Here is a 13875-nt window from a genome sequence, read left to right as displayed (position 1 = left end):
GAATCCACAGAGTCCATGGATTCTACTTTCGTTTTGATTTTCATATATATACCTCCAGATTTCCACCATGTTTCACATCTAAATCAAAACAAACTATGGCAAAACAAGCTGGATATATCAAGCTGGAAGGCACCATCGGTGACCTTTCTTTCTATAAAAACAGGGACGGTAGTTACCTCGCCCGACGCAAAGGTGGAGTATCCAAAGAACGGCTCCTCAACGATCCCAAATTTCAGCGGACCCGAGAAAACATGCAGGAATTTTCACGTGCTGCTACTGCCGCCAAATTCCTCAAAAATGCCTTCCGCGAAATCGAGATCAAGTCCAATGGAGGCAAGCTTCACAACCGCCTCTACTCTCAATCCATGAAGGTGATTAAGTCCGATCCCACCAGTGCAAGAGGGGAGAGAAAGTTTGAACTCGGAGACATGTCCATTCTCAGGGGATTTCAATTTTCCGAAAGGGCCGTGTTTGACCAAACCTTCAAAAAGCAACTGGTAATCGCTGATGTTCCCGAATCTGTGACGGTGACGGTTCCGGAAATGGTACCCACCAAGTACCTGGCTGCCACGAAAGGAGCGACTCATTACCGGTTTTCCCTGATCCGCGCTGCAGTCAATGCGGTTGCTGGAACCTTCTATACCGAGATAAGTACGGCAGCTTCCTTGGTGATCAATTCACAAATTCAACCCGAATTGGTCTTGACCCTGCCCAAACCGGCTATAGCGGGCGAAAATTACTTCTTCGCCGTGTCAATAGAGTTCCTCATGGAAGTCAACGGAGGTCAATACGAGTCCTTTGACGTCTCCATGAACCCTGCTGTAATCTTGACTGTGGTCTAAGATGGATCTGCTACTCACCCGTGAGTATTGGCCCGGTGGCACCAACGGACGGCTTTTTTGGAAAAAAGAGTTCGTCTCCTATACCCTGGAACCTCCGGCAAGTTACTTCCGGCTGGATACTTCCTGTATCCCCGAAAAACACTACGAGTTGTGCCTGGATCAAAGTGTCGATCCGGCTGCTCCGGTGTTGCTGAAGGCCTGTGGGAAATGGAAGATCCCACTTTGTCTTAGGCCGGAACTGGGAATAGAACTGGGAATGCAACAAATAGTCCTGGCGGCTGCCATTACCGACGAGGGCAGGGGAGTGCCCAATCCAAAGGCATTCGAAATGCTCAAAAATCGGATAGGGCAGCTGCACAGAAAAGGGGAAAAGGTTCTTCTGGAGATAAGGAGCTATCCGGAACAGGCCCTCAACCTTACCTACCATCAGATCGCATGGATGGACTGATGTGGCAAACCTTGGCGGGAGGAGTCATCGCACTCCTCCTTTCTGTCATCGCCTATTTCCTTAAACTCCTCATGCAGGACTTTAGGCTGATGGGTACCGAGATGGCTCGGTTGAAGGAATCGGTTATACGTCTGGAGCTTGAGCAGGCCGTTGTTAAAGCGCTCTTGGAAAAATACCGCATCCAATTTAAAAACGTGCGCATTCAATAGCTGGCTCAGCCCTCCGGGCTTCCGATACAATTAAACATTCATTCCTAAACAAAAGCAAACAAATGAACCTACTCAAAGAAGTAAAAAACCGCGCAATGGCGCCCACTCCGCCTTTCTTTCAGTTTTTGAAGAAGGCGGGACTGATAATCGCAGCTGTAGGAACAGCGATGTTAACCGCACCCGGAGCAGTGCCGGATGTCCTGTTGGCCTACGCGGCTCATGCAGTCACCGCTGGCACAATCCTGGTGAGCATCTGCCAACTGACAGTGGATGAAAGTAGACTGGAGGAAAGACTGCTCCAATCAGTAGAGTAAATTGATGAATCATTTAATGTCAAACCCGGGCAGGAGGTCTTGTCCGGGTTTTTTTGTCATATCATGATTGGTGATCTTACCTATCGGCGCGAGCTCTTCCAGTACAATGATTAGATGCCTGATTATTTTGGCCCGTCGTCGGAAGTAGACTTTCTTCTACCTACCATCTGTCAATTCCAAACTCAAGGCATAGGGCTTTCCTCTCCACAGCAGATTCATCCTCCGGACATTCCAGCTCTTGAGTTCGTTTTCCAAATCGACATCCTCTTTTTTCAGTGGATGCCACAGCGTCAGAATGTTTTCACTATTGTTGAATGTTGCTGCCAAAGTTGGAATTGAAACTCAAGAATGAATTTTCCATCAACAACGTTCTGACTCTAAATCGCACCAGCCTGGAATTGGAATCCCGTCGACAAATCGTCAACTAGTACACTCGTCTACGATTTGCTATTAAAAAGACGGATCGACACTCAAATCCAAAGCCGGTATCTGTTAAGCGGTAACAGTTCAACTTCTAAACTCCTACGGCTCCGCGATCACCTCCAGCATATTTCCCAGCATATCATTGACCATCGCATTGTAAGAGGGGCCAAACCAGTTCATGATCCTTGGCTCGTAGCCTTCCATATGGTGGTACTTGCATGGAATTATGTAGCCGGTGTAGGCTCCGTTGAAGCTGGTGACCATGGCCTGCAGGCCTTTTGCGCCGGCCGTATGTTTGTACCCGATGGTCGTCTCTCCACTGAAATCACTCGGGGCAGTGCCCCACACCAGACTATCCAGACGGGTGGCTTGCAGATAAACTGACCCGATCTCCGGGAAGAGCTTTTCAGCCCAGAAAGGACGGAGACGAAATCCGTCAGTGACGCGGAACTGAAATTCTGGAAGGCTGATTTCCAAAGTCATCGAGCGGACATCAATGCTGTCTTTCATCCAGATAGTTGGCACAAAAACGCGCACAGAATCTGCCAAGGCTTCGCCCAGATATTTTGTCCTTTCGAATTTGTCTCCTTCCGCATTGCGATAGCTGTGGCTTCCGACGCTGCCCGCCAGAAATACCGCCATATCAAACTCACTTTCTTCCAGCTTTCGCTGCCAAAAACCGGGATAGTCTCCGCTGACTTCCAGGTTCCCACCTCCCAATGTGGTAGCGTGGGCATTGTAGGAGCCGATCAAGGCTTTCCTTCCACCCGTCTGCTGCACATGGATCAGCATAAAATCTGGATCGATCTTGCCCTTTTCGCCCACCAATCGATTTTTCATAAAATGTGAAATCGGGAGCGAACCCATGCCGATCGAACCGGGCTTCAGGTCTTGGACGGCAAGCGAAATGGCCTGAAATACCTGCTGCGCAATCCAATCTGTGGAGTTGGGATTGTACGACCCATTGAAGGACTCCCCGATATAGCCCTCCGACCAAGCGCCGATACTCGAGTGGGTATGGCTGGCAGAAAAGAGAAGGTCAGCCCTATCCAAGCCTAGTTCAGTTTTAACTCTTTCGGAAACGATGCCGCTCACATCGGGAGGCATGATCAGTAGGTCGGATCCGACGATTACCAAAGTGCGATTGCCGACTTTCAGGGCAACGGATTTGACATAGATGCTATCGTGAATTCCTTGGGCGACGTCCTCGCGTCCTCCATACCCTGAAAGTGGTATGCCTACAAAGCTACCGGATGTGACATCGTCTGAATCTGCATGCAAGGTTGGGGTCAAGTTGACTTTGCTCAATCCAATGGAAATAGCGCCTTTTTCCGTGGGAACGGATTGAATCAGGCTGTCATACCTGCGTTGGGTTTCGGCAAAATAATCCGTTTCAAAGTAGGGAGTGAAGTCAACCGGTTTTAATAAGATAACCAAGATGACCACGATCGTCAAGATGAAATAACCGAGGATCTTTAGGGTTTTTCGAAGCATGGTGGGGATAAACAAAGAGAGCCGCCAAATGCTGGCGGCTCTGAGTTAAAATGATATTGAGTTAATACGGAAAGCCGGTTCCCTGTATCAACCAGGTCTTAGACCACGCACTGTTTTTCGGGTCGGGAGCAGCAAAGGTTGTTTGCTCGAGCTCATCAATCGCGTCATTGACGTTGGTTGTATTCAGGAGGATTTCATCCTGCATGTAGTAGAAGCGAAGCGGAATAGCCTGTCGCTTAGCATACGGACCGGTTTGCAGGTTCGGTAATCCAGTGCGGCGATAGTCAAACCACGCTTCGGAAGCAGCTGTCCAGCTGGCAATCCACTTTTGCTCGATCAACTGCTCCAACGTGCCCGTATATTTTCCCCCGCCTTGGATATAGGCATCGTATGAGCTGCTGATTCTCCATGAGTCAAAGGAAGCCTTGATCGCAGCTTCATAGTGTTCTTTTTGACCTCCGACAGCCCATCCTTTCAGCGCAGCTTCAGATAAAATAAAATGAACTTCGGAGGCGCTCATCAAGCGTGCTTGAAGCAAGGCTCCGGCAGCTTCTTTGTACATGGGATTGAGCTGTGAACAGTGCGGGTTCAATGTTCCCTGAGCCAAATCAGGATTCAGGTTATATGCTCCGCCAGCAGGAGAGGAGGGAGGAAGTCCGATGTAGTCGCTTGCTGTGTTTAGCTCCTCACCCCAGTTTGCCTCATAGTCGTCCGCGATGTTTTGAGCAACATGACGTACTCCATTGATGATCTCATCGCGATCGTCTGCCCAGGTGGGCTCCACGACCAAAGGAATCTGAATGCGCTCGGCATACACTTGTATGCGGGGATCTCCTAGGTTTTTTAGCGCATCTACGAGTGTTTCACATACTTTGAGACGGTTGTAATTGCCTGAGGTGCTTTTGTCAAAAACCGTATTGCTTGGCCAGGAGTTTTCAGGCGTAGCTCCAATGTAGCTCATTCTGGCGTCATCAGCAGAGGAGAGAATGATCGGATACCGCCCTGGATTGGCCATGATTTTTTCGATCCCTGCTTTGGAGACTGCCGCTTCCTTGTTGGATATTCTCATCAGATAGCGAAGTGAAAGCGAATTGGCAAACTTTCTCCACTTCGTAATATCTCCCTGGTAGTACACGTCCTGGGCGGAAGGGATACTTGGAGCACTTGTCGAAAGCAGTTCATTGGCGGTTTCCAAATCAGCCAAGATACCGAGATAGATGTCTCTCTGTGAATCATACAAGGGTTTGAGCCCGGCCTCGTCACCATTTTCTCCTTTTAGTGCCTGGGAAAACGGTGCGTCTCCCCAGAGGTCAGCGATCATGCCAAACAGGTAGGATTTCATGACCAAGCCCAAGGCCTTGTGGTGGGGAAGTTCGAGCTCCTCTGACTTCCGGATTAGTTCGTCATTGGTACGGAGTGCCTCAAAATATGGCGTCCAGCTTTGTCCCTGTGACGCCCAGTCGTAATCATTGTGTCCGCTAGACCAGCCGTCTTTTTGGGTATGCTGCATGACACCTGCCAGGTCACCGAAGCCTAGTCCAAGTACGTTTTTGCCGAGTTGTGTCTGAACGGTGGCCAAAAGCAAGTTGGGGTGACCGCTTGCAGGATCGACACCGTTTGGATTGACATTGAGCTCCTCTAGGTTCATGCAGGAAAACACCAGCATGGACAGGGTGAGGAAAATTCCAAGAGATTTATATTTCAAAGTTTTCATCGGGATCTGATTTTGGATTAGAAGGATACATCAAGTTTGAAACCTACCGGGATCACCCAGGGGTCGACATTGTATCGCTCGATACCTTGCTTGAACTGCGTTCCACGGTTGCCTTTGGACGCCTCAGCCTGGAACGCACGCTCGGGGTCGATTCCAAAGCCAGAATCTTTGGTCCAGAGCATGATGTTTCGGCTATAGACAGAGAATGTTGCTCCTTGGATGCCGAGCTTCTCAGCAGCAGCTCTCGGGAGTCGGTACCCCAGGGAGATCTCCCGGAGTTTGATAAAGTCTGCATCAAACATCGCCGGAGTACCGAAGTCCCAAGGGAAACTCACCACATAAGGAAGAAACACCGTTCCCTCTCCGCCTAGGTTTTCCTGGGTCAAGACAAAGTTGCCTTCCTCGTCATGATACCCCACCACGCCGGGGGCAAAGGTGCCGTCATAGACGGTCGTGCCGCTAAATCCCTCAGGAAATCCGCCATAAGCAGGAGTTGGGCCACCGATGGGACGTAGTTCTTCAGAAAGTAGAAGTTGATCGGCATTGGCGATCACCCAGTCGCGAAGCTCATCACCCGGCACTAGTCCATTTGGATTGACCAAGTTGTCGAGCCAGGATTGAGTCGAAGCGCTTTCTGAAAAATAGCGGAAGGTCTGAGACATGTACTGTCCGCCGCTTCTCCAGTCAAAGGTCATGTTTAGGACAAAGTTTTTGTAAGAAAGGCTAGACTGCAAGCCCATCAAAAAGTCGGGATTGTAGTTTCCGACCTTTACGGGCTTGGCCTGGGGTAGCCATTCCGCATCCAGACCCTGACCGATCAAGGGGTAGCCGTAGTAAGGAGAGTTTCTGTCCGTAACCCGTGCTTTCTGGAAAGAGTAAATGTTTCCGACCAAGCCATCTTCTCCTGTCTGCTCGTTGGCAACGTAACCATAAGAATAGCTTTTGTTGTCACTCCAGAATTCGATCACATCGACTCCGTCTTGCAGTTCGATGATGCGGGTTCTGTTTCTGGAGAAGTTCATGTTGAGGTCCCAGTTCCAGTTGGCCGTTTTGATCGGGGTTATTCCCAGCACGATTTCTACGCCCTGACTTTCCAAAAGCCCGGCGTTGATATTGATGTTGGTGAATCCTGAGGATGGGGCCAAGGGGATGTTTGGAAGGATCTGATTTCTGTTTTGCATGAAATAGTAAGTTCCTTCCAATCTCACACGACTCTCAAACAAGCCCAAATCCGCTCCGACTTCATATGACGTGGCTTTCTCTGGGTTCAAATTCGGCGCAAGGATAGTTCCTGACTTGCCTAGTCTGATAGCGCTGCCCCATTGTCCGTAGTTGTTGTAAGTGGGGTAGAGGTTGTAGGGACGGGTGTCGTTTCCTACCTGGGCGTAGCCGCCTCTAAGTTTTAGCTGAGTGATTTTTTCCGTGAGGGAAAAAGCCTCGTTGAGTATCAAACTCAAGGATGCAGAGGGATAGAAATAGGAACTGTTTTCCGTAGGAAGGGTACTGGACCAATCGTTTCGAGCGGTCAAGTCCAGGTACAGCCAATCTTTCCATCCGATGTTTGCCATAGAGTAGATGCTGTAGATTCCCCGTTGTGACCAGTAGGATTGGTAGTCCAAAGAGGCATTGGCGATGTTGGAAACGGAGAATACGTTCGGAACGATCAGCCCCGCACCAGACTTGGAAGAGTTGGAGATGGAGGTGTTTTTTGCGTAGAGCGAGTTGCCTCCGACAGACATGCTGAAATTCAGTTTGTCCCACACTTTAGAATAAGTAGCCAGGACATCGATGTTTCTTTCGCTAGCGGTATTGTTGCCAAGTCCATACGCCCCGTTGTTAGGTTCTTTCGTGTAGCCCAAAGGGATTTTGGTTTCCCGCCGCTCATCATATTGATCGAGTACATAGCGACCCCGTACTTTGAACGACTTGGAGATTTCCCACTCTGCGATGATATTTCCATAGATCCTGTTTCTCTCGAAGCCATTTTTCACTTCATGTGCGAGGAAGTAAGGATTTTCGTGGTTTGGAGAAACTCGAACCACCTGAAGTCCCTCCTGTCCCGGAACCCAATATTCGGCTAACTGATTAATGTTAATCTCTTGCGGGTTGGAATAGGCCCACTGCAAGGGGTTGGTGCCGCGGTTGCTTGACGGGCGGTTGTTGGACCAGGTTCTGTTGTAGTTGATGCTGCTGCTGAGCGTTACGTTCTTGATCAGCCGGGTAGAGGCAGAGGTTGAGAAGTTGTTTTTGAACAAGTCAGATCCGGGAATAACTCCCTGGTGAGTCATGTTGGTCAAGTTGATCCGATAGTCCAGTGCTTCGGTGCTGTTGGATGCCGAGATGCCGTTGGTAGTAGTAATTCCGGTATTGACAAAGTCCTGAATATTGTTGGGGTTTGAGACCAATTCGGTCGGAATTGGTTGTCCGTTGGCATCGAGGGGAGCGTTCCATTGCTGGGCAAAATATCCTCTGTCCAACTCAGGGCCTGAACCCGCTGCATCCCCGGCATTTACCGGAGGGAGCACGCCTCCGCCTACATCCTCGGGTCGGAAAGAGAAGTACCCGGAAGCAAAGCTTTTTTGAACATTAAGGAATTTGAAAGGGATGTCCAACACAGTGTTCGAAACCAGATTGATCTGCATTTTTTGGTTTTTCTTGGCCTTTTTGGTAGTGATCAAGACCACGCCGTTGCCGGCACGCGTACCATAAAGAGCCGCAGCACTTGGTCCCTTGAGCACTGAGATACTTTCGATATCGTCGGGGTTGAGGTCACTGATCGCATTGCCATAATCTACAATGTTGTCTGCACCAAACTGTCCCATGTTGTTCAGAGAGTTGGACATCGGGATACCGTCTACGACGAAGAGCGGCTGATTATCTGTGTTGAGCGAAGTGGCACCCCGGATGATCATGGAAACCGAGGAGCCAGTGCCACCAGTCGAATTGATCGTCGCACCTGCCACTTTCCCAGCTAGGGAATTCAGGACGTTTTCTTGAGCCACACGGGTCAGGTCTTCACCTTTTACTTTTCCTACGGAATACCCGAGCGATCTCTCCTGACGCTCTATGCCGAGTGCCGTCACCACGACTTCGTCGAGACCGGTGGAGGTTTCCGTCAAAGCGGCGTTGATGATCGTCTGGTTGCCGACGGGTATTTCTTTGGAATCAAATCCAATAAAGGAGAATACAAGTATAGAATTCTGATTTGGAGCTTCTATGCTGTAAGCACCGTTGATATCAGTTACTGTTCCTGCCTGGGATCCTTTGATGACGATCGTGACTCCGGGAAGAGGTTCGCTGTCAGCTTCGCTGATAATTTTCCCGGTGATTTTGATCGGAGATTGTGCCAAAGCTGCCGGTACGCTTGTCAGCCAGCAGCAAAATATCAGGAATATATAAGCCATGCCTACAGGAGACGTTAGCTTTGAGTTTGCTTTATTGCTCATAGTTGAATGATTTATAGATTTTTTAGACCGGATAGGGTATATCCCTATTCAACCACAGAGAAGGTCAAAACCAAGGCGTGGGTATTGAGAGGTAAATGATCCGGTGATGCTGCCATAAACATGACCACCCGCATGGTCTTGTCGGAGATGTCCTGGAGGATGACCTTTCGCTGGAAATCTATGAATCCCAAAAACTCCTTGCCGGAAAAATTGAGTGTGCTTACGCCGGGATAGGTGAGTTTGCCTCCCGGGCCATAGACAGTCGGGACTACGAAATCTTCTTTTTCGACATAAGTAAATGTAGCACCAGCTTCCGGTGTGAATTTTCCCGTACAAAGACCAAAATCCTTTCCTCCGCTGTTGACAATTCCTGCTCCGCCCGTAGTTACCATCTGATATACCAAGCCACTAAATGCCGCTTTGTCGGCTTTTACGTCGTGACCATATCCTCCATCATAATGAAAGGTGTAGGTGTCTTGGTAGACTTCCCCCATCCCAAGGAATAGGTCGAATGCTCCGGTTGGAAGTTCCGCGGGAGCGCCCTTTGCGATGGTAAAGGTTAGATCCGAATTGGCGAGGCGGTCATTTTTGGTATGAGCGGCGGTGAGTTTCCAGGTTTTTCCGTTCTCGGCTGTCGCTCCGCCGGTCAAGAGGACATAGGGAGTCACTGCCACTGCCAAGTCGGACTCTGCGGTGACTGTTCCAGTGCCGCCGGTGACTGATAGCGTGACAGTATAGTATCCCCCGTCAGTGTAAATGTGGACCGGATTGGCTTCCGTGCTGGTCTGACCATCACCAAAATCCCATAGATAGGTTTTGGCGTTGATAGCGAGTGCTGTAAACGCAACCTGCTTTTGCGCTATACTAAAGTGTATAATGGCTGAGGTAGGAAGAGGTTCTCCATCTTCCTCGCTGCAGGAAAAGAGAAATAAATTAGCCATTACCAAGAGTAATGTGATAAGTAAGTTTTTCTTCATGTGAGTAAGCTTGGTTTGTAGTGAATTTCCGGATTATGGGGCTAATTGTCTCTGTCAATATACAAGTATTATATAGGTGACAAAGCATAAATAGCAGAAAGTCAATTGATAGTTTTTCTTTTTTTTATTTTTTCTGAGACTGAATAGTCCTTTTCGAGTTTATGAAGGTATTATAAAATTAAGGTGTTCGATTTTAGCTGTTTTTTTACCTATTTAGTCTTTGGTGGTTGATAGTATAATTCGGGCCAGTCTGCTTTAGGTGCACTAGGAGGTAGGTTCGGTGACTAACTTAGCGATTTGATTTTTTCCGGAAATGTAACGCTATGGGAAGAATTTATTCGGTCTTTGTTGTTAGCCTTATGTTAATAATATGTTGGTGAAATTATGTTTAATGTCACTATCGATAATTGTGAAATTTTAATTCGTTAGGAGGAGTCGCGGCATTCTCAGACGTTGAACTATCCCGCTGGAACATGGGAACTGAATGTTCGATTGGGTCCGTGCTTTGATGAAAAAAGGTCGTTGTAATACGCAACAAAGGAGAACGAATCGACAATTGTTGCAGTCGCTTTGTCTCGCGGCATTATTGCCGGATAAGATACAAGACTTGGTCATACGCCGGTTTGCACTAGCACAGTGACTTTGATTTTCCGGAGGAGTATTGCGAAAACAAAAAAAAGGAGACACGAGGCCTCCTTAATTTACAAATACTACGAGTGTGTTACTTAGGCGGTGCGGATGGCTTCCACAGGATCCATTCTGGCAGCTAAAGTAGCAGGCACTATACCTGCAACCACCCCGATGATCGATGAGACGCCTAGTCCGAGAATGATGTTGGTGAAGGATAGCGTCAACTCGAGCGTGCCTAAAGGAATAAAGCTGATCCCGTAAACCAGCAAGATCCCTGTGCCTCCGCCGATCAGGCTTAGGCAAATGGCCTCAAACAAAAACTGGAAAAGGATAAAGTAATTTTTAGCGCCGAGGGATTTTTGAATACCGATGATATTTGTGCGCTCCCGGACCGATACAAACATGATGTTGGCAATGCCAAATCCTCCGACTAGGATGGAAAATCCACCGATCACCCAGCCCGCTATAGAGATCACGTCAAAAATGGATCCGATTGCATTTTGGATGAATTCTGTTTTATTCAGGGCAAAGTCATTTTCTTCTGTCGGCTTCAGCCCGCGTTTTGCGCGCATCAGCCCAGTCAGCTCGTTTTCAAGCGCCACCAATCCGATGTCAGTCTCCATGCCTTTTGCGGCGATGGTTGGCTCTAGGCCATTTCTTCCGGTATAGTACATCTTGGTAAATGCACCGTAGGGGATGAGGCAGGCCTCATCCTTGGAAGGCAGATCGAGAAAACCCTCGCCTTCCTCTTCGAAAATCCCGATGATGGTGAATTTCATTCCTTTGATTTTCACTTCCTTGCCGATCGGGGGCTGGTTGGGGTAGAGCGTATTGGCGATCTTTTTTCCCAAGATTGCCAGATTGCGCGAAGCGTTGATTTCCGATTCGGAGAAGTAGCGGCCTTCTTCGAGGGCTACTTCGTACACGTCCGAGTAGGTGTACGCCACGCCGGTCAATGCCATCCCTTCAAAAGCATTGCTACCGGCTTGAACGGTTGCGTTGGAAGATGCGGAGATGGTGACTCCTTCAGCGTTTTTCAGTCGTTCCTCTATGAACTTATACTCTGCGAAAGTCCCCGGAGGTCTTCTGAAATACTTCCACCAAGGGTAATCCTGTGGGCCGCTGGCAAAAGGAAAACGATCCACGCGCATGACATTCGTGCCTAAAAATGCAAACGAGGATTTGATCTTTCCCTCTAGCGAATCTACCAACGTAAAAACCGCAATGATGGCAAAAATTCCGACTGTAACGCCCAGTAGGGATAGAATAGTGCGGGTTAGGTTGGACTTGAGGGCGGTAACGGCGAAGCGGAAACTTTCCCAGGTTAATTGGAAAAACAGCATGCGAGGTATAGTTGGTTAAAACAATTTGTTAAGATAGCTGAAATTGGACATTATTGTTATTAACTTTGCGTTTTTTAAAGTAAATCACAGAGTTACACGATCTAGAGATTACTAAAGCTCCAATATGAAATTATCAGACTTCAAATTTGACGTCCCAAAGAAATTAGTTTCCCTTTATCCCACCGAAAACCGAGATGATTCCCGCCTGATGGTGGTGCATCGGAAGACTGGCCAACTCGAACACCGCATCTTTAAAGATGTGCTGGACTATTTCGAAGCCGGTGATGTGTTCGTGACTAACGATACCAAAGTTTTTCCGGCAAGGCTCTATGGAAACAAGGAGAAGACCGGTGCCAAAATTGAAGTATTCTTATTGAGAGAGCTCAATCCTGAGCTGAGACTTTGGGATGTGCTGGTAGACCCGGCCCGTAAGATCCGTGTGGGCAACAAGCTCTATTTTGGTGACAGTGACCTGGTAGCCGAGGTGATAGACAATACCACTTCAAGAGGTCGGACGATCCGATTTTTGTTTGACGGTAGTCAGGAAGAGTTTGAAAAAACGATCGATACGCTTGGAGAAACGCCTCTTTTGAAGGACATCATCGAACGAAATATCGAGCCGGAAGACAGAGAAAGGTATCAGACGGTTTTTGCAAAAAACGTAGGTGCTGTAGCAGCCCCTACGGCAGGATTGCACTTTACTCCCCAATTGCTGAAAAGACTTGAATTGAAAGGTGTCGAAGTAAGCCCAATTACGCTTCACGTGGGTCTGGGCACTTTCCGTCAGGTGGACGTGGAAGATCTCACGAAACACAAGATGGATTCGGAAAACTACAGCATTCCGGATCGAACCGTAACCCTGGTCAACGAATCGCTTGATCAGAAAAAGCGTGTGGTTGCCGTGGGTACTACTTCACTCAAGACTGTGGAATCGTCCGTGACAGCAGGTGGCAGGTTAAAAGCCAGCAGCGGCTGGACGGATAAGTTCATCATTCCTCCGTACGAGTTCAAAATCGCAAATGCACTGATCACAAACTTCCACCTACCAGAGTCAACGCTGCTGATGACTGCGTCCGCCTTTGGAGGATACGACCTGATCATGAAAGCGTACAAAGAAGCCATCAAAGAAAAGTACCGTTTCTTCTCCTACGGGGACGCGATGTTGATCCTCTAAAACTCAAAGCCCCGCACGTTCGGGGCTTTTTTTATACCTTCACGGATCGGTTGTTCCGGCTCCTGGAATAGCTTTGCTACAAACTTGATTCATGAAGAAGACCGCAGTTATCGTCGCAGGAGGAAAAGGTACTCGAATGGGTACCGAGGTGCCCAAGCAATTTATTCCGATCGGCGGCAAACCGGTTTTGATGCACACCTTGGAGGTTTTTGCTCAGGCAGATCCGGACATATTTTTAGTGGTGGTGTTACCCAAAAAAGATTTTCAGCTTTGGATAGACCTGTGTCATAAGTATGATTTTTTAATGCCGCATCAACTTGTCGCAGGTGGAAGTTCCAGGTTTCAGTCGGTCAAAAATGGATTGGACGAAATTCCGTTTGCGGATGGACTGGTCGCAATCCATGACGGCGTCAGGCCTTTTGTAGCCAAGGAAGTGATCAGCGAAAGTTTTGATCAGGCCAAGAAATCAGGAAGTGCCATCGCTGTGATGAACCTGAAGGATTCGCTTCGCAAAGTCACTGAGGATGGCAAAAGCACTTTTCAGGAGAGACAAGACTTTAGATTGGTGCAGACGCCGCAGACCTTTCAGATAACGAAAATAAAGGAAGCATTCCAAGTTGAGGAATTGCCTAAATTTACAGACGATGCTACAGTATATGAGCATCAGGGTTGGGAAGTGACTTTAATACCGGGAAACCCAGAAAACATCAAAATCACAACATTTGAGGATTTGGACTATGCTGAGTTCCTGCTTTCGCGGTAGCGGGTAAGTCGGTCAGTTTTTTATTTGCAAGTTCACCGACCTTTTGTGGGGCTTCACCGACTTTTTGCCCGGCTACGCCTATTGTCTGTTCTCTGGGA

Annotated in this window: 12 protein-coding genes; 6 read left to right on the top strand and 6 right to left on the bottom strand. The window is 48.4% G+C overall.

The window, feature by feature from the left end; translation table 11 throughout:
- Positions 1-95 precede the first annotated feature (95 nt).
- The 4 genes from ABD031_RS09835 (at position 96) to ABD031_RS09820 (ending at position 1813) form a co-directional block, all read left to right on the top strand.
- On the top strand, positions 96-842 hold the full coding sequence (locus ABD031_RS09835) for a hypothetical protein (protein WP_343850868.1): 747 nt from the start codon (positions 96-98) through the stop codon (positions 840-842).
- Position 843: 1 nt separating this feature from the next.
- Positions 844-1290: a DUF5675 family protein gene (locus ABD031_RS09830; RefSeq protein ID WP_343850866.1), complete on the top strand. Its 447-nt coding sequence runs from the start codon at positions 844-846 to the stop codon at positions 1288-1290.
- Complete coding sequence (locus ABD031_RS09825; protein WP_343850864.1) at positions 1278-1499, top strand: hypothetical protein; 222 nt, start codon at positions 1278-1280, stop codon at positions 1497-1499. The genes ABD031_RS09830 and ABD031_RS09825 overlap by 13 nt, the downstream gene beginning before the upstream one ends.
- A 62-nt stretch (positions 1500-1561) precedes the next feature.
- Positions 1562-1813 (top strand): hypothetical protein, encoded by a 252-nt coding sequence (locus ABD031_RS09820; RefSeq protein WP_343850862.1) that lies wholly within the window; start codon positions 1562-1564, stop codon positions 1811-1813.
- A gap of 156 nt (positions 1814-1969) precedes the next feature.
- Here ABD031_RS09820 and ABD031_RS09815 read toward each other — a convergent pair whose 3' ends face one another.
- The 6 genes from ABD031_RS09815 to ABD031_RS09790 form a co-directional block, all read right to left on the bottom strand.
- On the bottom strand, positions 1970-2140 hold the full coding sequence (locus ABD031_RS09815; protein ID WP_343850860.1) for a hypothetical protein: 171 nt from the start codon (positions 2138-2140) through the stop codon (positions 1970-1972).
- A gap of 195 nt (positions 2141-2335) precedes the next feature.
- Positions 2336-3730, bottom strand: a complete 1395-nt coding sequence (locus ABD031_RS09810) for a neutral/alkaline non-lysosomal ceramidase N-terminal domain-containing protein (protein ID WP_343850858.1) — start codon at positions 3728-3730, stop codon at positions 2336-2338.
- Positions 3731-3791: 61 nt separating this feature from the next.
- Complete coding sequence (locus tag ABD031_RS09805; RefSeq protein WP_343850856.1) at positions 3792-5444, bottom strand: SusD/RagB family nutrient-binding outer membrane lipoprotein; 1653 nt, start codon at positions 5442-5444, stop codon at positions 3792-3794.
- A gap of 17 nt (positions 5445-5461) precedes the next feature.
- A complete protein-coding gene (locus ABD031_RS09800) occupies positions 5462-8890 on the bottom strand; it encodes a SusC/RagA family TonB-linked outer membrane protein (RefSeq protein ID WP_343850854.1) in 3429 nt (1142 codons plus the stop codon).
- Between the two features lie 44 nt (positions 8891-8934).
- A complete protein-coding gene (locus ABD031_RS09795; protein WP_343850852.1) occupies positions 8935-9867 on the bottom strand; it encodes a PKD domain-containing protein in 933 nt (310 codons plus the stop codon).
- A gap of 725 nt (positions 9868-10592) precedes the next feature.
- A complete protein-coding gene (locus ABD031_RS09790) occupies positions 10593-11840 on the bottom strand; it encodes an ABC transporter permease (protein WP_343850850.1) in 1248 nt (415 codons plus the stop codon).
- Positions 11841-11964: 124 nt separating this feature from the next.
- Between ABD031_RS09790 and queA the strand changes: the two genes are divergently transcribed.
- Both queA and ABD031_RS09780 read left to right on the top strand, forming a co-directional pair.
- Complete coding sequence (gene queA, locus ABD031_RS09785) at positions 11965-13014, top strand: tRNA preQ1(34) S-adenosylmethionine ribosyltransferase-isomerase QueA (RefSeq protein WP_343850848.1); 1050 nt, start codon at positions 11965-11967, stop codon at positions 13012-13014.
- A 91-nt stretch (positions 13015-13105) separates the two neighbouring features.
- Positions 13106-13777 (top strand): 2-C-methyl-D-erythritol 4-phosphate cytidylyltransferase, encoded by a 672-nt coding sequence (locus tag ABD031_RS09780; RefSeq protein WP_343850846.1) that lies wholly within the window; start codon positions 13106-13108, stop codon positions 13775-13777.
- The last annotated feature ends 98 nt before the right edge of the window (positions 13778-13875 follow it).

This window comes from Algoriphagus jejuensis, from assembly GCF_039523455.1.
Classification (GTDB): Bacteria; Bacteroidota; Bacteroidia; order Cytophagales; family Cyclobacteriaceae; genus Algoriphagus; species Algoriphagus jejuensis.
Note: the sequence above shows the minus strand (reverse complement) of the source record. Positions and strands in the feature narration are given on the sequence as shown.